Below are 23,174 nucleotides of genomic sequence, written 5' to 3' on the forward strand. Positions count from 1 at the left end.
CCGGTCACGCCGCGCTAACAGGCCGCGACATGCGGCCAGCGGGGTGACCGGACATGAGTTCTGACGATATCGTGGCCACGGCCCACGCACTGGCCGATGCCGCACGCGACATTGTCTTGGCGTATTTCCGGGCCGACGGGCTCGGGGCGGATAACAAGGCGGGCGCGGGGTTCGACCCGGTGACCGAGGGCGACCGTGCCGCGGAGCGGGAAATGCGTCGCCTGCTGGCTGAACGGCGGCCGCGTGACGGGGTTCTCGGAGAGGAATACGGGCACCAACCGGGGCAGAGCGGCCTGACATGGGTGATCGACCCCATCGACGGCACGCGCGCGTTCCTGTCGGGGACCCCGACCTGGGGCGTGCTGATCGCCGTCGCGGACGAAAACGGCCCCATCTTCGGCATCATCGACCAGCCCTATATCGGAGAACGGTTCGAGGGCGGCCTGGGGCGCGCGCAGATGCACGGGCCGCGCGGGAGCCGTCCCCTCGCGGCGCGGGCGGGCCGCCCGCTGTCGGAATCGATCCTGTTCACCACCTTTCCGGAGATCGGGTCCGAGGTCGAGCGCGCCGCGTTCGAGGCCGTGGCGCGCCGGGTCCGGCTGACCCGGTACGGGGTCGATTGCTATGCCTATGCGCTCGTCGCCTGCGGCCAGATCGATCTTGTCATCGAGGCGGGGCTTCAGCCCTACGACGTGCAGGCGCCGATCGCGGTGATAAAAGCCGCCGGCGGGATCGTCACGGACTGGCAGGGCGGACCGGCGCACCATGGCGGGCGCGTACTGGCCGCCGCGGCGCCGGAACAGCACGCCATGGCGCTGGAAATCCTGTCGGGGGCGCCGTGACCGCGGCACTTGCCCGCGTCAGCCGAAAATCCGCGGCTTGAGCTTGAGGATCGTCTCGCAGGTGTCGCGGCTGATCCTCTCGGCCAGTGTCATGGCCTCTTCGTGGGCGCCGCGCCCGGTTGCGACGGCGGCATCTATAGCCTGTGTCTGGACGAGACTGGCCACGAGATCGGGGTTGTCCCGCGCGAACCCCTCGCCGAATTGTGCATCGATGGCCTGCACCGCCTCTGCGAGGTAGTGCGCGGCGCGGGTCGGGGGCGGATTGGTGTCTTTCATGGCGTATCCCCTGCGGTTCGCGACTGGACGTAGGGCATGGACGGGTCTTGGAAAGCGGGCGTTCGGCCCGTTACCCGCTGGCCCGCGACCCACACCGCCGAAACGGCCCGGTCGTCGCCCATCATCAGGGTGGGAAACAGCGCTTCCCATAGGTCATCGGCCCGTGCGGCGCGCTGCGCGATTGCCGGGGTCGATGCGAGGTCAAGGGCGATCAGGTCGGCCTCCATCCCGGGGGCGATGTTGCCGATCCGGTCCCCCATGTGCAGGGCGTTGGCCGAACCGGCCGTGGCCAGCCAATAGAGCTGCGCGGGATGCAGCGCCGTGCCGGTGAGTTGTCCGATCTCGTAGGTCGCCGCCATGGTCCGCAGCATGGAAAAGCTGGACCCGCCCCCGGTGTCGGTGGCCAGCCCCACGCGCTGCCCCTCGGTTACGCGGGCGCCCATGTCGAAAAGTCCCGATCCGATGAAGGTGTTCGAGGTCGGGCAGTGGATCAACGCGCCGCCGACTTCTCCCAGGCGCCGGCGTTCGCGCGGTTCAAGGTGGATGGCGTGGCCGTAGAGCCCGCGCCCCCCGAGCAGGCCGTGCATCTCGTAGCTGTCGAGGTAGTCCCGCGCCGCCGGAAACAGCGCGCGGACCCATGCGACCTCGTCCGTCTGTTCCGACAGGTGCGTTTGCATCAGGCAGTCGGGGTGCTCTGCCCAGAGCGCGCCGAGCGCCTCAAGCTGTTCGGGGGTCGAGGTCGGCGCGAAGCGCGGGCTGATCACGTAGGACAGCCGGCCCACCCCGTGCCACCGCTGCAGCAGCGCGAGGCTCTCGTCATAGGCCCGCCGCGGCGTGTCGCGCAGCGCCTCGGGCGCGTTGCGGTCCATGCATGTCTTGCCCGCCGCGGCCCTGAGGCCGCGCGCCTGCGCTGCTTTGAAGAAGGCCTCGACGCTGCCGGGGTGTACCGTGCAGAAGCTCGCGACCGTGGTCGTTCCGTGCGAGAGGGTAAGATCGAGGTATCGCTCGGCGATGCAGGCGGCGTAATCCGGGTCGGCAAGGCGTGCCTCCTCGGGAAACGTGTAGCTTTGCAGCCAGTCGATCAGCCGTTTGCCCCAGCTGGCGATGATCGCGGTCTGGGGATAGTGCGCATGAGAATCCACGAAGCCGGCCGTGATCAGCGCATGGCCCAGGTCGTCGATCTCGGCGTCCGGCGCGGTTTGCCGAAGCTCCTGCACCGGGCCCGTCGCCGCCACGCGCCCGTCGCGGATCAGCACGCCCTCGTCGATGCGGGCGGCAGAGCCGGGCGCCCCGTCGAACGGTGACCGGACAAAGCACAGCACCCGCCCCTTGAGGATCGTCGCGTTCGTCATCGCCCGTTGCCCTGTTGCCCGACACTGCCCAGAATAGGCGGCGGCAGCGGGCGGGTAAATCGCCCCGCCGTCATTGTTTTCCACACGCCGCTTATTTATTCCTTGAAGCGGGCCGCGCGAACAGGGGGAGCGCATGTCAGACAACGATCCCGTGGCGGATGCCGACCCCGAACGCGAGGACGATGACGCCTATGCGCTGAACGCGCAGGCGGTCGCACGCATCATCTACGCGGTGGACACCGAGGACAAGGCGCTGCTCCTGCAAGAGCTTGAGCCGCTGCACCCCGCCGACATCGCCGACCTCCTGGAACAGGTCAACGCTTTCGACCGGCGCCGGCTGATCGAGCTTTACGGGCGGGATTTCGACGGCGACATCCTGTCGGAACTGGACGAATCCATCCGTGAAGAGGTGCTTTACACCCTGCACCCCGAGGTGCTGGCCGACGCGGTGCGTGACCTGGAATCCGATGACGTGGTCGATCTCGTCGAGGATCTGGAGCAGGATCAGCAGGACGCCATCCTTGAGGTGCTGGAGGACAGCGACCGGGTCGCCGTGCAGACCTCGCTGACCTATCCCGAGTATTCCGCCGGGCGGCTGATGCAGCGCGAGGTGGTGATGGCACCCGAGCACTGGAACGTGGGCGAGGCCATCGACTACCTGCGCGACCAGGATGACCTGCCGGACCAGTTCTACCATATCACCCTCGTCGACCCGCGGCTGAAACCGGTGGGCAACGTGACGCTGGGCAAGCTGATGGCGTCGCGCCGCGAGGTACTGCTGAAGTCGCTGGTCGAGGACACCTTTCACGTCATACCCGTCACGCAGGACGCCGAGGACGTGGCCTATGCCTTCAACCAGTACCACCTGATCTCGGCGCCGGTCGTGGACGAGGACGAGCGGCTGGTTGGCGTCATCACCATCGACGACGCCATGGCCGTGCTGGACGAGGAACACGAGGAGGATATTTTCCGCCTCGCCGGTGTGAGCGAGGAGGGCAGCCTGTCCGACCGCGTGATCGACACCACCCGGCGGCGCTTTCCGTGGCTGGCCGTCAACCTGGTGACGGCGATTCTGGCCTCGATGGTGATCGCGCAGTTCGAGGACGCGATCGCACAGGTGGTCGCGTTGGCGGTGTTGATGCCGATCGTGGCCTCGATGGGCGGTAACGCCGGCACGCAGAGCCTGACGGTGGCGGTGCGCGCCATCGCCACGAAGGACCTGACCGGCCGCAACGTCTGGCGGTTCATCCGGCGCGAGGTGCTGGTGGGCCTCATCAACGGGCTGATCTTCGCCGTGGTGATGGGGGGTGTTGGTGTACTCTGGTTCGGCGGGCCGGAGCTGGGTTACGTGATCGCTGCCGCCATGGTCATAAATCTCGTCGTGGCCGGGCTAGCCGGCACGGTGATCCCCGTGATCCTTGAACGGGCCGGCATCGACCCCGCGCTCGCCTCCGGTGCGTTCGTCACCACCGTGACCGACGTGGTGGGCTTCTTTGCCTTTCTCGGACTGGCCGTGGTGATCCTGTTATGAGCAATCTCAGCGAAACAGACCTTGCCGAAATAAAGGCGCACGCCCGCAAGGCGGCGTTCGACCGGCGCAGGGCGGCGCATGCCGAGGCGGGGGCAGAGGAGGCGGCGCTGCTGGCGGACGTGGTTGCCGCGTATCGCGGCGCCCCGCTGGCGGGCTACATGGCGATCCGGACCGAGATCGCCCCCTTGCCGGTGATGAAAGAGGCGTCCGCGCACGGCCCCGTCGGCGTGCCGGTGATCCGGGGCAGGGGGCTGCCGCTGCGATTTTCCCGCTGGCGGCCGGGCTGCGCGTTGCGGCAAGGCCCCTTCGGCGCGATGATCCCCGAGACGGACGATTTCTTCGAACCCGAGGTGCTGATTGTCCCGCTCGTCGCGTTCGACCGGTGCGGCGGCCGCCTCGGATACGGCGGCGGGTTCTACGACCGCACGCTGGAGATGCTGCGTGCGCGGCGGCCGACGCTGGCCATCGGTTTTGCCTATGCCGCGCAGGAAGCGGACATGCTGCCGCTGGAGCCGACCGACCAGCCGCTGGACATGGTGGTCACCGAGCGTGAGGTGATCCGGCCCGTCCGCCCCTAGCCGACACGGGAAGGGGGCGCTGCCCCCGTCGCGCCGGCGGCGCGACTCCCCCGGGGTATTTCGGCCAAGAAGAAATGCCCTGGTTCTTGCGGGCCCGGTCAGAGCGGCCAGAAATAGGGGATCAGCGCCGAGGCCAGCAGCCCCACGGACAGGTTGAGCGGCACCCCGACCTTGATGAAATCGGTGAAGCGGTATCCGCCCGGCCCGTAGACCATCATGTTGGTCTGGTAGCCGATGGGCGTGGCGAAGCTGGCCGACGCGGCGATCATCACCGCCACCACCAGCGGGCGCGGGTCGTGGCCGAGCGCGCCGGCAAGACCGATCGCGATTGGGGTGACCACCACCGCCACGGCGTTGTTGGAGACCAGTTCGGTCAGCAGGCTGGTGAGCAGGTAGACCGCCCAGATGGTCAGGAAGGGGGGGCTGTGTTCCAGCAAGGGCGCCACGCCGCCCACCAGGAAGGTGACAGTGCCGGAGGATTCAAGCGCTGCGCCCACGGCGAGCATGGCGAAGATGAGCGCCAGCAGGCGGCTGTCGACGAAGGAGAACGCCTCGTCGGTATCGACGCAGCGGGTGAGGAACACCAGCGCCATCGCCAGCACCGCCAGCAGAAGGATGGGCGCCACGCCGAGGGCCGCGAGCACGACGATTCCGGCCAGCGCGCCGATTGCGATGGGGGCGTGGCTGCGGCGGTAGGCGCGCTCGGCCGGCTGGGAGATGTCGACCATGTTCATCTCGGTCGCGAGGCGCTGGATGTCCTCGGGCGCGCCCTCCAGCAGCAGCGTGTCGCCCACCTGCACCACGATGTCGTCGAGCTGGCGGCCGATATTGCGGTCCTTTCGGTGCAGCGCCAGCGGGTACACCCCGAAGCGGCGCCGCAGCCGCAGTGCGCCGAGGCGGCGGCCGACCATCCGGCAGTCCGGCGTGATCAGCGCCTCGACGGTGGTGGTCTCCACCGCCGAGACCTGATCGACGCGCTTGAGGCTCTTGTTGCGTTGCAGGCTCAGAAGCTCGGACACCTGCGTGCGCAGCACGACCCGGTCCCCCACTTCCAGCGTCACGCCCTCGAGGTTGCGCCGCAGGGACTGGTCGCCGCGGATCACGTCGATGAGCCGCACGCCCTCGCGCTTGAACAGCTGCACGCCCGTCACCTCGCGCCCGATGAGGTTGGACTCGGGCGGGATGACGGCCTCGGTGAAGAACTTCCGCGACTTGCGGTCGTTGGTCAGAAGCGACGACATGCTGGTGCGCTCGGGCAGCATGCGCGGCGCGATGAGACGCAGATAGACAGCCCCCCATGCCGCCAGGATGACGGCCATGGGCGTGACCTCGAAGATGGTGAACGCCTCCATGCCGTGGGTGCGCGCCACGCCGTCGACCAGCAGGTTGGTGGAGGTTCCAATGAGCGTGAGGCAGCCGCCGAGAACCGCGGTATAGCTGAGCGGTATCAGCAACTTGCTGGGCGCCACGCCCAGCTTGGCGGCCAGTTGGACGAACACCGGGATCATCACCACAACGACCGGCGTGTTGTTGACGAAGGCGGAGGCCACCAGCACGAATGCCATCAGCATGCCGATCGCGATGGTCGGGCGGGTTTCGGCCTGTGCCTCGGCCGCGCGCGTGAACCAGTCCAGGGCCCCGGTCCGCACGAGCGCGCCCATGACGATGAACATCGCCACGATCGTCCACGGCGCGGGGTTCGACAACACCTCTACCGCCGTGTCGTAGGGCAGCAGCCCCGTGCCGAGCAGAACCGCCGCGCCCGCGATCGCCACCACTTCGGTCGGGTATATCTCCTTGACGAACAGGACGAACATCGCAACCACGACGGCCAGAGCAAAGAGCGCCTGCCCGGTTTGCGAAAGTTCCAGAAAATGCATCAGCCCGGCCCGTCCCGTTCCCGTCGGGGCTCATACTTTCCCATGCCCGCGGCCGGGGCAAGCCCGATCCGGGGGCGCGGCTGCACAAAGAAGATGCCGATCAGCAGGAGCACCAGCGACGCCCAGACAAAAGGCGAATACCGCTCGCCCAGCAGGGTCATGGACCAGATCACGCCGAACGCCGTGGTCAGATAGGCCGACTGGGCGGCAAAGACCGACCCCGCCCGCCCGACCAGCCAGACATAGGCGGCATAGACCAGCCCATGCGTGGCGGCCCCGGCCACCAGTGCCGCCTCGGCCCGGCCGAACGCCGCCAGCGGGTTGATCCACTGCCCCGAGAGCAGGGCCAGGGGCAGCGTGATGACGGCCCCGACGACGGATGCGCCGACGATGGTGCTGAACGGGTCGAGGCCGCCGGTGCCCCATTTCGCGACCACGTTGCCCTCGGTGGCGTAGAGGGCCGGCGCCAGCAGCGCCACCAGAACGAAGCCACTCATTTCAGGGTCCGGCAGGCTCGTCTTCGGGCCTATCATGAGCACGATGCCGGCCATGCCCATCGTGAGCCCGGCAAGCCGCGGCCAAGTGAACGCGTCGGTGCCCAGTGCCAGCGCGATCGGCATCGAGAAAAGCGGTGCCGCGGCCAGCGCGATCGAAAGGACACCGGCCGGCAGTTTCGACGCCGCGAGGTAGAAGAAAACGTCCGGCAGCACCGCTCCGGTCAGCGCGATCACGACGAAGAGTACCAGGTGGCGCGGGCGCAGTGCGACGCGGCGCCCGGTCAGCCACGCCAGCGGCGCCAGAACCGCCACGACGATGACCAGTTGCCAGAATATCAGGCCGTAGGGCTGATGGCCGGTGCTGACGGCCACCTTGGCCAGCGGCATGGTGAGGCCCCATCCGACCCCAAGCGCGAAGAGCGCGAGAAAGTCGAGCGGCCGTGCCGTCACGGTCCGGCCTGCGAAAGGCGTCCGCCCTGGCGGATCATTTCGACGCGGGCGGCCTTGCCGCTGGCGTCGTCGGTTTCGACGTAGAGCCCGCACAGCGTGACCTCGCCCATGGCGGGGGTGAAGCGTGTCCGCCCCATGCCGGTGACAAAGCGGCGCATCGGCTCGGCCTTGTCCATGCCGATGACGCTGAGGTAGTCGCCGCACATCCCAGCATCGCTCTGGAAGGCCGTGCCGCGCGGCAGGATCTGGGCGTCGGCGGTGGGAATGTGGGTGTGCGTGCCGACGACCATGCTGGCCCGGCCATCGCAGAAATGGCCCATCGCCATCTTCTCGCTCGTGGCCTCGCAGTGCACGTCGACGATCGAGGCCTGCACGCCGCCGCCGGGGATATGCGCCTTGAGAACGGGATCGAGGGCGCTGAACGGGTCGTCGAAGGCGCGTTTCATGAAGACCTGCCCCAGCACCTGTGCCACGAGCACCTTGCGCCCGCGCGCATCCTGAAAGACACGGTGGCCGCGGCCCGGCGCCTCCTTGGCATAATTGATGGGGCGCACGATGCGCGGCTCGGTCTCGATGAACTGCATCATGTCCTTCTGGTCGAAGGCGTGATCGCCGAGGGTCACGCAATCCGCCCCGGCCTCCAGCAGCAGCTTGGCGTGCTCGCCTGAGAGGCCGAGGCCACCGGTGGCATTCTCGCCATTGACCACGACGAAGTCCAGCCGCCACTCCGACCGCAATCGCGGCAGCGTCTCCGAGACGGCCCGGCGCCCGGCCCGGCCGACAACATCCCCGAGATAAAGAATCCTCATCTCAAGGGTGGTAGGGCGATTGAAGGGCCGGGGCAAGGGGTGCGCGCACGCCGCTGCGGGCCCAACCGCAGCACGGTCGACGCGGGCCAAGGCCCCCTGCCGTGGCGCAGAAGGTGCTCATAACGGCCAGAACACCATGATTGCGGGGACGGAGACGGCGATCACCAGCACCTCCAGCGGCAGGCCCAGACGCCAGTAATCGCTGAACCTGTAGCCGCCGGGGCCGAGGATGAGCGTGTTGTTCTTGTGGCCGATGGGGGTGAGGAAGGCCGAGGACGCGGCCACCGCCACCGCCATCAGGAACGGGTCGGGCGCGACGTCGAGCGAGCGGGCCATCTGGATCGCCACGGGGGCTGCGACGACCGTCGTGGCGGTATTGTTGAGCACGTCCGACAAGGTCATCGTCACCGCCATCAGCACGGCGAGCACGGCCCAGGCGGGCAGCCCTGCCGTCAGGCTGACCAGCGCGTCCGCGATGAGCCTGGTGCCGCCCACCTCGTCCAGCGCGGCGCCGAGCGGGATCATCGAGCCAAGCAGCACCACGACGGGCCACTCGATCTGGTTGTATAGTTCGTTGGCCGGGATGATGCGGGTGAGCACGTACACCATCACGACGATACCGAGCGCCACGGGCAGGTAGACGATCCCGGTTGCCGCCGCCGTCACCGCGGCCGCGAACGCGCCGATGGCAAGCCATGTCTTGTTGTCCTGCGTGACCGTCAGCCCGCGATCGGCCAGCGGCAGACAGCCGAGCCATTCCGTCACGTCGCGCCCGGTGGCCTTGGGCACCAGCAGCAGCAGGATATCGCCGGCCTCGATGGTGGTGTTGCGCACCTGGCTTGTGATCTTGCGGCCCTGCCGCGAGACGCCCATCAGCACCGAGTGCTGGCGCCAGTGCAGTCCGACCTTCTGCGCCGTCTTGCCCACGAGGCGCGATGATTGCGGCACCACGACCTCTATGATGTCGAGCCCCGCGCCCTCGGCCTTGAGGCGTTCCTCGCGTTCCTTGTCGGAAAAGGCGAGGGAAAGCCGGCTGCGGAACTCGTCCAGCGCGTCGGGCTTGGCCTCCAGCACGAGAATGTCCCCCGCCTTGAGCTCCGTGTTGATGGCCGGGCCGTAGCGCCGCTTGCCATCGCGGATCAGGCCGAGAATGGCCACGTCGGCATCATGCGCGGCCTCCTCCAGCTCGATCAGGCGCTTGCCGATGTGGTCGGAGTCCTCTGGGACGGTAAGCTCGGCGATGTAATCGGCGATCTCGGAGGGTTCCAGCACGGCGTCCTCGCGCTGGGGGATCAGGCGCCAGCCCACCAGCGTGATGAATCCAAGCCCCGCCAGCGCGGTCACGGCCCCCACGGGGGCGAAATCGAACATGGCGAAGGAGGCGCCGAGCGACTCCTCCCGGATTGACGCGATGATGATGTTGGGCGGCGTGCCGATGAGCGTTGCCATGCCGCCAAGGATCGTCGCGAAGGACAGCGGCATCAGGGTGAGCCCTGCCGCACGCTTGGCCTTGCGCGCGGTCTGCAGGTCGACCGGCATGAGCAGCGCCAGCGCGGCGACGTTGTTGATGAATGCCGAGAGCACCGCGCCCACCCCGCCCATGATGGCGATATGGCCCTGCAGCGCGCGCGAGCTGTCCACCATCGTGCGGGTGATCAGATGCACCGCCCCCGAGCGGACCAGGCCGGCCGACACCACCAGCACGAGCGCCACGATGATCGTCGCGGGATGTCCGAAGCCGGAAAACGCCCTGTCCGTGGGCACCACGCCAAGCACGACCGCGACCATGAGCGCCGAGAAGGCCACGATGTCATAGCGCCAGCGGCCCCATAGCAAAAATGCGAAGACCGCGCCGAACAGCGCGAAGAGGATGATCTGGTCGGTCGTCACGAAGCACCTCCAGGGGCCGCACCAAGCCAAGCCCATCGGGCGGGCGAACGCAAGCGGGTTGCGGGGCGGGCGCTGCATGACATATAGATGCGCAGATCGTACAGGACCGACGGAGAGACAGATGGCCGGCCATTCCAAATGGGCAAATATCCAGCACCGCAAGGGACGCCAGGACGCCGCGCGGGCCAAGCTTTTCTCCAAGCTTTCCAAGGAGATCACCGTCGCGGCCAAGATGGGCGACCCCGACCCCGAGAAGAACCCGCGCCTGCGGCTGGCGATCAAGGACGCCAAGGCGCAGTCGATGCCCAAGGACAACATCGAGCGGGCCATCAAGAAATCACAGGCCGGCGACGCCGAGGATTACGAGGAGATCCGCTACGAGGGCTACGGCCCCGGCGGGGTGGCGGTGATCGTCGAGGCGATGACCGACAACCGCAACCGCACCGCCAGCAACATCCGCTCGACCTTTTCCAAGCAGGGGGGCAACCTCGGGGAGTCGGGCAGCGTGATCTTCATGTTCGAACGCAAGGGCGAGGTGACCTACCCGGCAGAGGCCGGCGACGCCGAGACGGTGCTGATGGCCGCGATCGAGGCGGGCGCGGAGGACGTGGAGAGCAGCGAGGACGGCCACACCGTCTGGTGCGCCGACACCGATCTCAACGACGTCTCCACCGCGCTGGAGGCCGAGCTGGGCGAAAGCACCTCGACCCGGCTGGTGTGGAAGCCCACCACCACCACGGAGCTTGACCTCGAGGGCATGCAGAAGCTGATGAAGCTGATCGACGCGCTGGAAGACGACGACGACGTGCAGCGCGTGACCACGAACTTCGAGGCCAGCGACGAGGTCATGAACCAGCTCGCGGCGGAGTGACCACGACCGTCGCGCCGGCGGCTTGAGGTCGCCACGGCGACGGCCACGCCCGGCGGGCGCTCAGAGGTCAAGCTTTCCCTGCGCGCCGCGATCTTCCTCGCGGGCGGCTTTCCTGAAGGCATCATCGCGCCGGGCGGGCAGGCGCACGGCGCGGTCGCGCAGCTCCAGCGCCTCGGCGACGGTGACGATCTGGATGCGCGGGACGGGCGCGAACCCCTCCATCTCGAACTGGCCGGCCGCGGCGGCCTCGGCCACCATCGTTTTCTTCGGCTCGGTCAGGGTGAGGAACACGCCGATCTCGGCGCCCTCGCGCTCGATCGTGCCGCGCAGATCGCGGATCATGCCGACGCCGATGTTGTCGCCCGCCTTGACGCTGACGATGGCGCGCTGCGTCTTGCCGAAATAGATATTGCCGTCGATGCCCTTGTCGGCGCCCTTTTTCCCGAGGTTGCCGGGCTGGGCCGCGATGAGGGAGAGCGCCCATTTCTCGAACTCGAAATAGTAATTCTTGTCCTCGCGGCCCCGGTTGGCGAGGTCGCGCGCGCCCGCGATGTCCTGCGGCACGCCGTGGGTGGTGAATTCCACCTTGGGGAAGGCGTCGCGCAGGCGTTTCTCGATCAGCCCGATGGCAAGATGGGTGACGTCGATGCCGATCCATTGCCGCCCCAGCTTCTCGGCCGCGTGCACGGTGGTGCCGCAGCCGCAGAAGGGGTCGAGCACCACGTCGCCGGGGTTGGAGGAGGCGGCGATGATGCGTTCGAGCAGGGCCACGGGTTTCTGGGTGGGGTAGCCGAGGCGGTCTTTTCCTCCGACTGGTGGTATGTCTGTCCAAATGTTTTGAACTGGTACGCCAGGCATTTCATCCAGATAACGTTTATATTCTGGCATGCCGCTTCTAGCATAAGCAAGTCGCCCTTCTTTGGCGAATTTCTTCATATTTACTTTGCTATATGCCCAATAACGCCCCTTATAGGGTGGAACCTGTTTATATTCCCAATTCTCTTTGGGGTTTTGAAATTCATCATCTAGATCAGCTTCCCATGCTCCGCCCACTGGCCTTTTAACAGGCCAAAGATACTCTACGTCGCCTCCCGGTTTGGCTGCTGTAAGGTTATCACGGCGATATCGGCGTCCATTCGAATCTTTTAGTCGATAAGCAGATTGTATGTATTCATCGTCATAGTCGGTGAATATCCAATTCCAAGTCCAATCAGAAGACTTTGAATAGAAGAATATGATATCCGATATATTGCCATATTGTTTTCGGCCTTGCTTGGCATCGCTGTGCGCAGACGATCTTTTCCAAGTAATCTCGCTTCGAAAATTCTTCGCTCCAAACACCGCATCCAGCAATATCTTCAGGTAATGGCTCGCGGTCGGGTCGCAGTGCAGGTAGAGCGAGCCGGTGGGCTTGAGCACCCGGTGCAGTTCCAGCAGCCGCACGGCCATCATCGCGAGGTAGGCCATCATGTCGTTCTCGCCCAGGAACGAGCGCATGGCGCGCAGCATCTCCGCCGCGGCGCCGTTGCCCGAGCGCATGACCTCGCCATACGCCTCTTCGGCCGCGTCGGTCCAGTGCCAGGTGTCGTCGAAGGCCTCGATCTGGGCGGCCGACTCGTTGCCCGCCGGCCCTTTGAACAGCACGTTGTAGCTGGCGTTGGAGTTGAACGGCGGGTCGAGGTAGATCAGGTCCACGCTTTCATCCGCGATGCTGTCGCGCAGCACCTGCAGGTTGTCGCCGTAAAATAGGTGGTTGGCCATGCCTGCGCGCCCCGTTTTAGTGCCTGTCCCCATGGTGGCGACCATTGGTTGAGGGGCAGTTTAGCCATGCCTGCGCGCGGCTGTCCATGGGGCGGGGCAGTCGGGGTGGATGTCGCGGGGGCAGCGGGACATGAACCAGATGCGCAGCCAGTCGAAGCCGTGTTCGATGCCGCGGGCGCGCAGCCATCGGTCCTGCAGCTTGTAGGCCTGCCATTCCGGCGCGCCGGGGCAGGGCCAGTCGCGGTTGGCCAGCTGGACGTGGTGGACCAGTTCGTGCAGGAGCACGGACCGGTCGAAGGCGTCGTCCGCGTCCCATGGCAGCACGAGGTAGACCGTCCGCGTTTTCAGGTCGTAGGCGGCGCGCAGCGCGGGGTCGACGAACCAGCCCGCGCCGTCATACTCGATCATCTCGCCCGTTCGGCAGAAGCGGATCCCGGGCGGACGCGCCAGCGCGGACGCCATGTCATAGCCGGTTTCCGCCCCGATCCAGCGGATCAGCGACTCGACCAGCGCGCGGGGCGGCATGTCGGGCGCCGGGCAGTCGCCCGCCGGCCGCGCCGCGGCGGAGGCCGGGGCGAGCAGGAGGAGGGCAAACAGGATCGCGGTGCGCATGTCCCTTGATGCGCTGCCGGTCGCGGCGATGTCAAAGCCCGGAGGCCGGTTTGTGCGCCCGCGCGCCGCCGCCTGTGCGCCGTGCCCCCTCGACATCGGCCAGGCGGGTGCGGTTAATGCGGGGCATGAGCGAGATGACGACCCCACCCGTGACAAGCCCCCTGCGCGGGGTGGTCTGGATGGTGGTCACGGGGCTGATGTTCGTGGGCGTCACCGCGATGGTGAAGGTGCTGGGCACGCGCGTGCCCGCGCCGCAGGCGGCGTTCCTGCGCTACGTGATCGGGCTTGTGTTCTTCCTGCCGATGCTGCGGCCGCTCATGCGCCTGCGGCTGGACCGGGGCACGTGGTGGCTGTTTGGCTGGCGGGGGCTGGCACATGCGCTGGGCGTGGTGTGCTGGTTCTACGCCATGGCGCGCATTCCCATCGCGGACGTGACCGCGATGAATTATCTCTCGCCCGTCTACGTCACGCTGGGGGCGGCGCTGTTTCTGGGCGAGCGGCTCGCGGCGCGGCGGGTGGTGGCGGTTCTGGCGGCGCTTTTGGGGGCGCTGATCATCCTGCGCCCCGGCTTCCGCGAGGTGGGGGCGGGGCACGTGGCGATGATCTTCACCGCGGTGCTGTTCGGGGGCTCGTACCTGATGGCCAAGCTGCTGTCGCAGCGCTGCAGCGCGGGGGTGGTGGTGGCGATGCTGTCGATCAGCGTGACCATCGGGCTGGCCCCGCTGGCCGCGATGGACTGGGTGACGCCCACATGGGGCGAACTGGCGATCCTGACGGGGGTGGCGGGGTTCGCCACGGCCGGCCACTACACCATGACGCTGGCGTTCCGCGCGGCGCCGCTGGCGGTGACGCAGCCGGTGACGTTCCTGCAGCTTGTCTGGGCGGTCAGCCTTGGCGTGCTGGTTTTCGGCGAGCCGTTCGACCCGTGGGTGATCCTCGGCGGCACCGTGATCGTGGCGGCGGTCAGCTTCATCAGCTGGCGCGAGGCGCAGCTCAAGCGGCGGGCATTGACGCCGCCGGTCCCGGCGACGAAGGTATGATGGTGGCCCCGCGCATCCGGGCGCCGGGTGCGGGGGACAACATGCGACACTGGATCGGGCCGATGGCCGCGCTGGCATTGTGGCCGGGCGCGGCGCTGGCGGGGCTCGAGATATGCAACGGGACCGTCGAGCGGCTTTCGGTGGCCGTCGGCTACAAGTCGGGCGGCGACTGGGTGTCGGAGGGATGGTGGAACCTTGATCCGGACGCCTGTGTCGAACCGGTCGCTGGGGTGCTGTCGAACCGCTATTACTACTACCGCGCCACCGCGGCAGGGCGGGTGGTTGCGGGGGGCGCGTACGAATTCTGCACGCAGACCGCGGCGCACACCATCGTGGGCGACACGGCGTGCGCGGCGCGCGGCTACGCGACGGCGGGTTTTGCCGTCATAGACACGGGCGAGACGGCGACGCGCCACACCCACCGGATCGAGGGCAAGCCGGCGGGGCGCAAGCAGGCCGCGGCCAAGAGCGCCGCCGCCACGGCCGCCGCGCCACGGGGCACGCGCAGCGGGCTGGTGCGCGGGCAGCACGGCGAACCCTTTTCCAGCCGGCTGATGTTCCAGGGCTGCGATTTCCACGACGGGTTCGAGGCCTGCACGTTCATCGGCAATGGATGGAAGTATTTCGCAGGCTACGACGATCCGACGCCGCGCGCGTTCCTCGCCCGGTTCGAGACGCTGCCCCTGAACACGCCGGTGGCGGTGACGGGCGATCTGTTCGCCCATGGCGACAGCAGCGCGCAGCTGGCCATCAGCGCGGCCGAGATCCTGGCCGGGCAGGACTCTTACGCGCATCTGCGCCGGGCGATGCAGGGCAACTGGGTGTCGGCCGATGACGCCAACGAGACACTGTACATCCAGGGTGCGGAGATGCACCGCTATTACCGGCAGGGCCACGTGGACACGATTTACCTGGACGTGGCGCCCGACTGCCCCGACAGCGCCGGTGCGGGGCCCGTCATGATACAGACCAGCGCGCAGCACCGTGACAGCTATTGTTACCTGATCGACAACGTTGCGGGCGGCTGGATGGACCTGATCCTGATGGGGCACGAGGCGCGGGTGAGCTATCGCAAGACGGATTGAGTGTCTGGCGCGGTCCTCGGCCCAGTTCGGCGCGTCGCTGAAACAGCTGCATATCACCCGTTGAAAAGCCCCGGCGAAATCAATCGCCGGGGCCTGTTTCGTCACGCGGCGATGGCCGCGCCGCGGCTTACGAGTTGAGCCACCAGCGCTCCATCCAACGCTCGCCGTCCATCTCCCAGTTCGACGCCATTTCGCCATGGGCCACGTCCGGGCCGATGGCCTGCACGTAGTTGGCGAACATCGGGATGCAGACACCGCCCTGGTTGGCCACGAGATCCTGCATTTCCCAGTACATCTCGCGACGCTTGTCCTCGTCGAGCTCGGCGCGGGCCTTGACCAGCAGCTCGTCGAAACGCTCGTTGCACCAGAAGCTGTCGTTCCAGGCCGCGCCGCACTTGTAGGCGGTGGCGAACATCTGGTCCTCGACCGGGCGACCGCCCCAGTAAACTGCGGTGAAGGGGTCCTTCATCCACACATCCGACCAGTAGCCGTCCTTGGGTTCGCGCACGACCTCGAGTTCGATACCCGCCTCCTTGGCGGAGTTCTGGTACAGCGTCGCCGCGTCCACCGCGCCCGCGAACGCCGCGTCCGAGCTGTGCAGCGACACGGACACGCTGTCCATGCCGGCCTGCTTGAGGTACCACTTGGCCTTCTCGGGGTCGTAGGTCTTCTGCTCAAGCTCGGAATTGTAGAAGCGCTGGCTCTGGCCGATGGGGTGGTCGTTGCCGACCGAGCCGTAGCCGAACAGGATCTTGTCGACCAGTTCCTCGCGGTTGATCCCGTATTTCAGCGCCTGGCGCACGTTGTTGTCGCTGAAGGGGTCGGCACGGGTGTCCATCGCGAAGGTGTAGTGCTGCGTGCCCGCCAGCGATTCCACCGTCACGCCCGGCCGGCGCCCGAGCAGATCGGCCGCCTTGAGGTCGACGCGGTCGATGGCGTGCACGTCGCCCGAAACCAGCGCCGTGGTGCGCGCGTTCTGGTCCACGATCGACAGCATCTCGCAACTGTCGACCCAGGCAACATCGTCACGCCAGTGGTTGGGGTTGCGCTCGAATTCCGAGCTGACGCCGGGGTTGAAGTTCTTGAGCACGTAGCTGCCGCAGCCGTCGCCCGACTTCCAGTCGATGCCGTCGCCGTCGGCCTTGCAGATGACGAGGTGGTAGTCGCTCAGGATGAAGGGGAAGTCGGCATTGCCGCCCTCCAGCGTGAAGACGACCGTGTCGTTGCCCTCGATGGCGATATCGGTGATCGGCTCCACGATCGGCCCGGCGGCCGAGGTCGAGTCCTCGCCGCGATGGTGGTTGATCGAGGCGACCACGTCCTCGGGTGTCAGCGGCTTGCCCGAGTGGAAGGTCACGCCCTTGCGCAGCTTGATGCGCCAGACCGAGGCTCCTTCAGAGGCTTCCCAGCTTTCGGCCAGTTCCGGCACCAGGCTGCCGTCGGTGGCGACCTCGGTCAGCCGGCCGTGGATGGCGAAGCCGAGCGCCAGCATGTAGCCGTTGTCCCACTGGCCGGGGTCGAGCGTGTCGGTGGTCTGGCCGTGGCCCTTGGCCACGCGCAGGTGCCCGCCGCGCTTGGGCGTTTGCGCAAAGGCCCCGCCCATCGGCAGCGTCGAGGCCGCAGCGGCGGCGGCCGTGGTTTTCAGAAATCCGCGGCGGTCAAGAAATCCGCCCTTGATAAGTGACATTTGCAAGGTCTCCCTGGTTTTGGTCACGTTTGTCGATTTCGTGCCGCGCGCAGGATGCGCACGGCACTGGTCGGGTCAATACCACCCGGTCGGCGCGTCGCGCGTCCGGACATGGTCCGTAAAGGACCTAAAGCAGTCTTTAGTGTCGCATGTGTGAAACCTAATACGATCGCCTGCGGCAAAGCAACGGATAACCATGCGTTCGTGCTGTTGGGGTCGGCCACCGCCTCCACCGGGTTATTGATTGACGGATCAATTAAACACGGATAGTACGAGGCTGTAAAGCTTTGCAGAGAGGACCGGATGCCCAAGCTCGGCATGGAACCCATCCGCCGCGCGGCCCTGGTGGAGGCCACGATCCAGGAAATCGGCACGCGCGGCACGCTTGACGTGACCGTCAGCCAGATCGCCAGGCGCGCGGGCATGTCGCCGGCGCTGGCGCATCATTATTTCGGGTCGAAGGAACAGATCTTTGCCGCCGCGATGCGGCACATCCTGTCCCTCTACGGCGCCGAGGTGCGCGGGGCGCTGGTGATGGCGAAAACGCCGCGTGACCGGATCGAGGCGATCGTGCGCGCCAGTTTCTCGCCCCGGCAGTTCCGCCCCGAGACGGTCTCGGCCTGGCTCAACTTCTACGTGCAGGCCCAGAAATCGCCCGAGGCGCATCGCCTGCTCGACATCTACCAGCGGCGGCTGCGGTCGAACCTGCACCATGCCGTGCGACAGGTCTCGGATGGTGACGACTGGACGCTGACCCGTGGACTCGCGGCGATGATCGACGGGCTCTACCTGCGGCAGGCGTTGGGCGGCGACCCGCTTTCGCCCGACGCCGCCATCGACGTCATGCTGCATTATATCGACACGTTTCTCGAACAGGAGGCCCGATGACCCGTCAGCCCAACATGCTGATCTTCATGGTCGACCAGCTCAACGGCACGCTGTTTCCCGACGGCCCGGCCGAGTGGCTGCACGCGCCCAACCTCAAGCGGCTGGCCGCGCGCTCGACGCGGTTTTCAAACGCCTACACCGCCAGCCCTCTCTGCGCTCCGGGACGGGCGAGCTTCATGTCCGGCCTGCTGCCCTCGCGGAGCCGCGTCTACGACAACGCCGCCGAGTTCGCCGCCGACATTCCCACCTACGCCCATCACCTGCGGCGGGCGGGTTACCAGACCTGCCTGTCTGGCAAGATGCATTTCGTGGGCCCCGACCAGCTGCACGGCTTCGAGGAGCGGCTGACCACCGACATCTACCCCGCCGATTTCGGCTGGACGCCCGATTACCGCAAGCCGGGCGAGCGGATCGACTGGTGGTATCACAACCTCGGCTCCGTCACCGGCGCCGGAGTGGCCGAGATCTCCAACCAGATGGAGTACGACGACGAGGTGGCCTATCACGCCACGCGCAAGGTCTATGACCTTGGCCGGGGGCATGACGACCGGCCGTGGTGCCTGACCGTCAGTTTCACCCATCCCCACGACCCTTACGTGGCACGCAAGAAATACTGGGATCTCTACGAGGATTGCGCGCATCTGGAGCCGGAGGTTCCGGCGATGGCCTACGCCGATCACGACCCGCATTCGCAGCGCATCTTCGACGCCAATGACTGGCGCAGCTTCGATATTTCCGGGCAGGACATACGCCGGTCGCGGCGGGCGTATTTCGCCAACATCTCCTATCTCGACGACAAGATCGGCGAGGTGATGGAGGCGCTCGACGGCACGCGGCAGGCCGACGACACGATCATCCTGTTTGTCAGCGATCACGGCGACATGCTGGGCGAGCGGGGGCTTTGGTTCAAGATGTCCTTCTACGAGGGATCGGCCCGCGTGCCGCTGATGGTCTCCGCGCCGGGGATGGCGCCGGGGCTCGTGCCCGAGCCCGTCAGCACCATCGACGTGTGTCCCACGCTGTGTGACCTCGCCGGCGTCAGCATGGAGGAGGTGCAGCCATGGACCGAGGGGCACAGCCTGGTGCCCCAGGGGCGGGGCACCGCGCGCACGGCGCCCGTGGCGATGGAATACGCCGCTGAGGCCTCCTACGCGCCACTCATCGCGCTGCGCGAGGGCCGCTGGAAGTTCACGCGCTGCGCGCTCGATCCAGACCAGCTGTTCGACCTCGACGCCGACCCCCACGAGCTGACCAACCTCGCCGATGACCCGGCCCATGCCGGCACGCTGCGGCATTTCAGCGACATGGCCGACGAAAGGTGGAATCTGCCGCTGTTCGATGCGCAGGTCCGCGAGAGCCAGGCCCGCCGGTGGGTTGTCTACGAGGCGCTGCGGCAGGGCGGCTACTATCCCTGGGACTACCAGCCGCTGCAAAAGGCGAGCGAACGTTACATGCGCAACCACATGGATCTCAACCGGGTCGAAGAGAGCCAGCGTTTCCCGCGGGGCGAGTGATGGTTTCTTCTTGGTCCAAATACCCATTTCACGCGGCCGGCCATGGGCGCGGCGGCGCAACCGGAGCGCGCTGATGGAAGCGGATTACGTGATCGTGGGCGCGGGCAGCGCGGGCTGTGCCATGGCCTATCGCCTCAGCGAGGCGGGCAGCTCGGTTCTCGTGGTGGAGCACGGCGGCACCGATGCGGGCCCGTTCATCCAGATGCCCGGCGCGCTGAGCTACCCGATGAACATGCGCCGCTACGACTGGGGCTACAGCAGCGAGCCCGAGCCACACTTGGGCGGGCGGCGGCTGGCCTGTCCGCGCGGCAAGGTGATCGGCGGGTCGTCCTCGATCAACGGGATGGTGTATGTGCGCGGCCACGCCCGCGACTACGACCACTGGCGCGACGAAGGCTGCGACGGCTGGGGTTTCTCCGACGTCCTGCCTTACTTCAAGCGGATGGAATCCTGGCATGATGGCGGCCATGGCGGCGATCCGGGCTGGCGCGGCACCGACGGGCCGCTGCACGTCAGCCGGGGGACGATGGAAAACCCGCTCACCCGCGCCTTCATCGCGGCGGGCGGACAGGCCGGCTACGAGCTTACGGAGGATTACAACGGAGAGAAACAGGAAGGGTTCGGCCCCTTCGAGATGACCGTGTGGCAGGGGCGGCGCTGGTCGGCGGCCAATGCCTATCTCAGGCCCGCGCTGCGGCGCCAGAACTGCGACCTCGTCCGCGGGCTGGTGCAGCGCGCGGTGATCGAGGAGGGCCGCGCCGTGGGGGTGGAGGCCGTCGTGCGGGGGCGGTCGGAGGTGATCCGAGCGCGCCGCGAGGTGATCCTCGCCGCCTCGGCCATCAATTCACCCAAGCTGCTGATGCTGTCGGGCGTCGGGCCGGCCGCGCACCTGGCAGAGCACGGCATCGACGTGGTGGCCGACCGCCCCGGCGTCGGGGCCAACCTGCAGGATCACCTGGAGCTCTACATCCAGAGGGCGGCGCGAAAGCCCGTGAGCCTTTACACCTACTGGAACCTGTTCGGCAAGGCGTGGGTCGGCTTGCGCTGGCTGCTGGGGCGCAAGGGGCCCGGCGCGTCCAACCAGTTCGAAAGCTGCGGCTTCATCCGCTCGGAGCCGGGGGTCGAGTATCCCGACATCCAGTTCCACTTCCTGCCGATCGCGGTTCGTTACGACGGGCAGGCCGCGGCAGAGGGGCACGGTTTTCAGGCGCATGTGGGGCCGATGCGCAGCCCGTCGCGGGGGGCGGTGACGTTGCGCAGCGCCGATCCCGGGGATGCCCCCGTGATCCGGTTCAACTACATGAGCGAGGCGCGCGACTGGGTCGAGTTCCGCCGCTGCATCCGTCTGACGCGGGAGATATTCGAACAGCCGGCCTTCGCCCCCTATGCCGGCCACGAGATCCAGCCGGGCCCGGGCGTGCAGGACGACGCCGACCTTGACGCCTTCATCCGCGACCACGCCGAGAGCGCCTACCACCCTTGCGGGACCTGCCGGATGGGCCGGGCCGACGACCCCCGTGCGGTGGTCGATCCGCAGGGCCGCGTGATCGGTGTGGAGCGTTTGCGCGTGGCCGATTCGAGCCTGTTTCCCCGCATCACCAACGGCAACCTCAACGCGCCCTCGATCATGCTGGGCGAGAAGATGTCGGACCATATCCTCGGGCGCACACCGCTGCCGCCGGACAACGCGCGGCCATGGATTCATCCGCGCTGGCAGACGGCGCAACGCTGACATCGGCGCACCGGTTTGATCCGCGTCAAGGCAGCGGGGCTGCGCACCGGTCTAGCGTGGCCCCGACACCATGAAAAAAGGAATCCCGGATGTCCCATACCCCGCACGAGTTGCACGACGAATTCCCCGAACTCGCCGACAAGATCCACGAACTGAAGTCCAGCGACGCCCACTTCGCGCGCCTCGCCGACGAGTACCACCAGATCAACCGCGCGGTGCACCGGGCCGAAACCAATGTCGAGCCTGTCGAGGAGCTGGCCGAGACCGAGATGCGCAAGAAGCGCGCGCACCTCAAGGACGAGCTCTACCGCATGCTCGTGGCCTGACGGCCCCGGGGCCGGCGGCACGGGCGATCGCGCGCGGCCGCTGCGAACGTGCCTCACGTGCGCGCACGTGCCTGCCTCGCGCCTGGCCGCCGCTCCTGATCAATCCACGCTGTAAGGCAGCACGTCGCGCTCGTCCGGGGTGACGTGCAGGCGCCGTTCCAGCGGCGGAACCGATCGCTGATGACAGCCGGTGCGCTCGCAGATGCGGCAGGAGATGCCGATGGGCTCGAACGCCTTGGCGTTGGTGAGGTCGAGATCGTCGGCATAGACCAGCGCGTCGGCGTGACGGATCTCGCAGCCGAGCGCGATGGCAAAGCGGCGCACCGGCGCGCCGAAACTGCCGCCCGGCTTGGAGACGTCGCGCGCCAGGCTGATGTAGCGCACGCCGTCGGGCGTCTCGGCCAGTTGCCGCAGGAAGCGGCCCGGCGTCTCGAAGGCGCGGTGGACGTTCCACAGCGGGCAGGCGCCGCCGAACCGCGCGAACTGCAGGCGCGTGGCCGAGTGGCGCTTGGTGATGGTGCCGGCCTGGTCCACCCGTACGAAGAAGAACGGCACGCCCTTGGCGCCCGGCCGCTGCAGGGTCGACAGGCGGTGGCAGACCTGCTCGATGGAGGCGCCGAAGGTGTTGGCGAGGATCTCGAGGTCGTGGCGCTGGCTGCGGGCGGCGGCGAGGAACGCCTCGTAGGGCATCAGCGCCGCCCCGGCGAAATAATTGGCCAGCCCGATCTTGGCGATGGCGCGGGCCGCGTCGGACTGGAAGCGGGCCAGGTCGAGAGTGGCCTCGAGCAGCTGGTCCTGCGTCAGCAGCGCGACCTGCAGCAGCATCTGGAAGCTGCGCGTTTCCGGCTCCGCCCGCGTGGACAGGTAGAGCGTGCGCGAGTCGCGGTCGAAACGGCGCAGCCTGCCCGCGTCCGTGCCGGTGACCGTGATACCCATCGCGGCCAGGCGTGCCTCGGCGATCTCGCGCACCGGGCGGCCGGGTTCGGCCGTGGCGAAGCGCTCGGCGGCGCGGTCCACCGCGTCGATGTAGTTGTCGCAGTAGTGGAAGAAATCGCGCACCTCGTCCCAGGGGCTTGGCTGCATCCGGCTGTCCTCGCGGCCGAGCGCCTCGTCGAGGCTGGCCAGCCGCTCATGCGTCTGGCGATAGGCGCGGTGCAATTCGAGGAAGGCGCGGGCGAGCGCGGGGGCGTTGGAGGCGGTGAGCCGCAGGTCGCTCACCGGTGGCGGGTCGTCGGCAAAAACCGGGTCGGCCAGCGCCTCGCGCATGTCCGAAACCATCCGCTCGGCATCGCCCGTGGACAACTCGGTGACGTCGAAGCCGAACTCCTGTGCCAGCGCAAGCACCACGGTGGTGGAGACCGGGCGGTTGTTGTTTTCCATCTGGTTGAGATAGGGCAGCGAGACGCCGAGCTTGGCGGCGAAGTCCTTCTGCGTCAGGGCCAGTTTCTGGCGCGTCTCGCGCAGCTTGGCGCCGGCATAGAGCTTCTGGGTCGGCATGGCGGGCCTTTGCAGCTTCACACTCTCCCCAGCGTAGGTTTGCAAACTCCCGCGTG

The 23,174-nt window shown here is 67.4% G+C and carries 20 protein-coding genes; 10 read left to right on the plus strand and 10 right to left on the minus strand.

The features are described 5' to 3' along the window. The first annotated feature begins 53 nt into the window (after window positions 1-53). Window positions 54-842 (plus strand): histidinol-phosphatase, encoded by a 789-nt coding sequence (gene hisN, locus ACH13J_RS05540; protein ID WP_397542316.1) that lies wholly within the window; start codon window positions 54-56, stop codon window positions 840-842. 18 nt (window positions 843-860) lie between these two features. Here hisN and ACH13J_RS05545 read toward each other — a convergent pair whose 3' ends face one another. Further along, window positions 861-1,118, minus strand: a complete 258-nt coding sequence (locus ACH13J_RS05545; RefSeq protein ID WP_397542317.1) for a hypothetical protein — start codon at window positions 1,116-1,118, stop codon at window positions 861-863. Beyond that, window positions 1,115-2,470, minus strand: a complete 1,356-nt coding sequence (guaD, locus tag ACH13J_RS05550; protein ID WP_397542318.1) for a guanine deaminase — start codon at window positions 2,468-2,470, stop codon at window positions 1,115-1,117. Before guaD ends, ACH13J_RS05545 begins: the two co-directional genes overlap by 4 nt. Before the next feature lie 133 nt (window positions 2,471-2,603). Here guaD and mgtE point away from each other — a divergent pair, with 133 nt between their 5' ends. Both mgtE and ACH13J_RS05560 read left to right on the plus strand, forming a co-directional pair. Next, on the plus strand, window positions 2,604-4,001 hold the full coding sequence (mgtE, locus tag ACH13J_RS05555) for a magnesium transporter (protein WP_397542319.1): 1,398 nt from the start codon (window positions 2,604-2,606) through the stop codon (window positions 3,999-4,001). Beyond that, entirely contained in the window at window positions 3,998-4,579 is a 582-nt protein-coding gene (locus tag ACH13J_RS05560) for a 5-formyltetrahydrofolate cyclo-ligase (RefSeq protein ID WP_397542320.1), read from the plus strand. Before mgtE ends, ACH13J_RS05560 begins: the two co-directional genes overlap by 4 nt. Before the next feature lie 98 nt (window positions 4,580-4,677). Here ACH13J_RS05560 and ACH13J_RS05565 read toward each other — a convergent pair whose 3' ends face one another. The 4 genes from ACH13J_RS05565 to ACH13J_RS05580 all read right to left on the minus strand — a co-directional run bounded on the left by ACH13J_RS05565 (window position 4,678) and on the right by ACH13J_RS05580 (window position 10,105). Continuing rightward, complete coding sequence (locus ACH13J_RS05565; protein WP_397542321.1) at window positions 4,678-6,459, minus strand: SLC13 family permease; 1,782 nt, start codon at window positions 6,457-6,459, stop codon at window positions 4,678-4,680. Next, window positions 6,459-7,406: an EamA family transporter gene (locus tag ACH13J_RS05570; protein ID WP_397542322.1), complete on the minus strand. Its 948-nt coding sequence runs from the start codon at window positions 7,404-7,406 to the stop codon at window positions 6,459-6,461. Before ACH13J_RS05570 ends, ACH13J_RS05565 begins: the two co-directional genes overlap by 1 nt. After that, on the minus strand, window positions 7,403-8,215 hold the full coding sequence (locus ACH13J_RS05575; RefSeq protein WP_397542323.1) for a YmdB family metallophosphoesterase: 813 nt from the start codon (window positions 8,213-8,215) through the stop codon (window positions 7,403-7,405). Before ACH13J_RS05575 ends, ACH13J_RS05570 begins: the two co-directional genes overlap by 4 nt. A 117-nt stretch (window positions 8,216-8,332) precedes the next feature. Then, complete coding sequence (locus ACH13J_RS05580) at window positions 8,333-10,105, minus strand: SLC13 family permease (RefSeq protein WP_397542324.1); 1,773 nt, start codon at window positions 10,103-10,105, stop codon at window positions 8,333-8,335. 121 nt (window positions 10,106-10,226) lie between these two features. On the opposite strand from ACH13J_RS05580, the gene ACH13J_RS05585 reads away from it, so the two are divergent. Next, complete coding sequence (locus tag ACH13J_RS05585; RefSeq protein ID WP_397542325.1) at window positions 10,227-10,976, plus strand: YebC/PmpR family DNA-binding transcriptional regulator; 750 nt, start codon at window positions 10,227-10,229, stop codon at window positions 10,974-10,976. Between the two features lie 60 nt (window positions 10,977-11,036). Here the strand turns inward: ACH13J_RS05585 and ACH13J_RS05590 are convergent, their stop codons facing one another. Both ACH13J_RS05590 and ACH13J_RS05595 read right to left on the minus strand, forming a co-directional pair. Then, window positions 11,037-12,737 carry a DNA methyltransferase gene (locus ACH13J_RS05590; protein WP_397542326.1) on the minus strand — a complete coding sequence of 567 codons (1,701 nt, stop codon included), beginning with the start codon at window positions 12,735-12,737 and terminating at the stop codon, window positions 11,037-11,039. Window positions 12,738-12,797: 60 nt separating this feature from the next. Further along, on the minus strand, window positions 12,798-13,349 hold the full coding sequence (locus ACH13J_RS05595; RefSeq protein WP_397542327.1) for a DUF6647 family protein: 552 nt from the start codon (window positions 13,347-13,349) through the stop codon (window positions 12,798-12,800). A gap of 125 nt (window positions 13,350-13,474) precedes the next feature. On the opposite strand from ACH13J_RS05595, the gene ACH13J_RS05600 reads away from it, so the two are divergent. Both ACH13J_RS05600 and ACH13J_RS05605 read left to right on the plus strand, forming a co-directional pair. After that, window positions 13,475-14,389 carry an EamA family transporter gene (locus ACH13J_RS05600; RefSeq protein ID WP_397542328.1) on the plus strand — a complete coding sequence of 305 codons (915 nt, stop codon included), beginning with the start codon at window positions 13,475-13,477 and terminating at the stop codon, window positions 14,387-14,389. 41 nt (window positions 14,390-14,430) lie between these two features. After that, complete coding sequence (locus ACH13J_RS05605) at window positions 14,431-15,474, plus strand: DUF1036 domain-containing protein (RefSeq protein WP_397542329.1); 1,044 nt, start codon at window positions 14,431-14,433, stop codon at window positions 15,472-15,474. A 127-nt stretch (window positions 15,475-15,601) separates the two neighbouring features. Here ACH13J_RS05605 and ACH13J_RS05610 read toward each other — a convergent pair whose 3' ends face one another. After that, a complete protein-coding gene (locus ACH13J_RS05610; protein WP_397542330.1) occupies window positions 15,602-17,161 on the minus strand; it encodes an ABC transporter substrate-binding protein in 1,560 nt (519 codons plus the stop codon). 303 nt (window positions 17,162-17,464) lie between these two features. Here ACH13J_RS05610 and betI point away from each other — a divergent pair, with 303 nt between their 5' ends. The 4 genes from betI (at window position 17,465) to ACH13J_RS05630 (ending at window position 21,621) form a co-directional block, all read left to right on the plus strand. Beyond that, window positions 17,465-18,049, plus strand: coding sequence for a transcriptional regulator BetI (gene betI, locus ACH13J_RS05615; protein ID WP_397542331.1), 585 nt, complete (start codon window positions 17,465-17,467; stop codon window positions 18,047-18,049). Further along, on the plus strand, window positions 18,046-19,563 hold the full coding sequence (gene betC / locus ACH13J_RS05620) for a choline-sulfatase (protein WP_397542332.1): 1,518 nt from the start codon (window positions 18,046-18,048) through the stop codon (window positions 19,561-19,563). Before betI ends, betC begins: the two co-directional genes overlap by 4 nt. Window positions 19,564-19,636: 73 nt before the next feature. Continuing rightward, entirely contained in the window at window positions 19,637-21,295 is a 1,659-nt protein-coding gene (betA, locus tag ACH13J_RS05625; protein WP_397542333.1) for a choline dehydrogenase, read from the plus strand. 89 nt (window positions 21,296-21,384) lie between these two features. Further along, window positions 21,385-21,621: a YdcH family protein gene (locus tag ACH13J_RS05630; protein ID WP_397542334.1), complete on the plus strand. Its 237-nt coding sequence runs from the start codon at window positions 21,385-21,387 to the stop codon at window positions 21,619-21,621. Between the two features lie 99 nt (window positions 21,622-21,720). Here the strand turns inward: ACH13J_RS05630 and ACH13J_RS05635 are convergent, their stop codons facing one another. Then, the gene (locus tag ACH13J_RS05635; RefSeq protein ID WP_397542335.1) at window positions 21,721-23,118 is read right to left on the minus strand and encodes a helix-turn-helix domain-containing protein; all 1,398 of its coding nucleotides are present in this window, start codon (window positions 23,116-23,118) and stop codon (window positions 21,721-21,723) included. Window positions 23,119-23,174 lie beyond the last annotated feature (56 nt).

The organism is Roseovarius salis, assembly GCF_044472985.1.
Taxonomy (GTDB): Bacteria; Pseudomonadota; Alphaproteobacteria; order Rhodobacterales; family Rhodobacteraceae; genus Roseovarius; species Roseovarius salis.

Excerpts from the sequence above, each read along its gene's own strand:
- ACH13J_RS05630 (WP_397542334.1), top strand. The coding sequence starts at position 21,385 with ATGTCCCATACCCCGCACGAGTTGCACGACGAATTCCCCGAACTCGCC.
- ACH13J_RS05560 (WP_397542320.1), top strand. The coding sequence starts at position 3,998 with ATGAGCAATCTCAGCGAAACAGACCTTGCCGAAATAAAGGCGCACGCC.
- ACH13J_RS05575 (WP_397542323.1), bottom strand. The coding sequence starts at position 8,215 with ATGAGGATTCTTTATCTCGGGGATGTTGTCGGCCGGGCCGGGCGCCGG.
- betA (WP_397542333.1), top strand. The coding sequence starts at position 19,637 with ATGGAAGCGGATTACGTGATCGTGGGCGCGGGCAGCGCGGGCTGTGCC.
- ACH13J_RS05605 (WP_397542329.1), top strand. The coding sequence starts at position 14,431 with ATGCGACACTGGATCGGGCCGATGGCCGCGCTGGCATTGTGGCCGGGC.
- ACH13J_RS05635 (WP_397542335.1), bottom strand. The coding sequence starts at position 23,118 with ATGCCGACCCAGAAGCTCTATGCCGGCGCCAAGCTGCGCGAGACGCGC.
- betI (WP_397542331.1), top strand. The coding sequence starts at position 17,465 with ATGCCCAAGCTCGGCATGGAACCCATCCGCCGCGCGGCCCTGGTGGAG.
- ACH13J_RS05545 (WP_397542317.1), bottom strand. The coding sequence starts at position 1,118 with ATGAAAGACACCAATCCGCCCCCGACCCGCGCCGCGCACTACCTCGCA.
- mgtE (WP_397542319.1), top strand. The coding sequence starts at position 2,604 with ATGTCAGACAACGATCCCGTGGCGGATGCCGACCCCGAACGCGAGGAC.
- ACH13J_RS05610 (WP_397542330.1), bottom strand. The coding sequence starts at position 17,161 with ATGTCACTTATCAAGGGCGGATTTCTTGACCGCCGCGGATTTCTGAAA.
- ACH13J_RS05585 (WP_397542325.1), top strand. The coding sequence starts at position 10,227 with ATGGCCGGCCATTCCAAATGGGCAAATATCCAGCACCGCAAGGGACGC.
- hisN (WP_397542316.1), top strand. The coding sequence starts at position 54 with ATGAGTTCTGACGATATCGTGGCCACGGCCCACGCACTGGCCGATGCC.
- ACH13J_RS05565 (WP_397542321.1), bottom strand. The coding sequence starts at position 6,459 with ATGCATTTTCTGGAACTTTCGCAAACCGGGCAGGCGCTCTTTGCTCTG.
- guaD (WP_397542318.1), bottom strand. The coding sequence starts at position 2,470 with ATGACGAACGCGACGATCCTCAAGGGGCGGGTGCTGTGCTTTGTCCGG.
- ACH13J_RS05590 (WP_397542326.1), bottom strand. The coding sequence starts at position 12,737 with ATGGCCAACCACCTATTTTACGGCGACAACCTGCAGGTGCTGCGCGAC.
- ACH13J_RS05600 (WP_397542328.1), top strand. The coding sequence starts at position 13,475 with ATGAGCGAGATGACGACCCCACCCGTGACAAGCCCCCTGCGCGGGGTG.
- betC (WP_397542332.1), top strand. The coding sequence starts at position 18,046 with ATGACCCGTCAGCCCAACATGCTGATCTTCATGGTCGACCAGCTCAAC.
- ACH13J_RS05595 (WP_397542327.1), bottom strand. The coding sequence starts at position 13,349 with ATGCGCACCGCGATCCTGTTTGCCCTCCTCCTGCTCGCCCCGGCCTCC.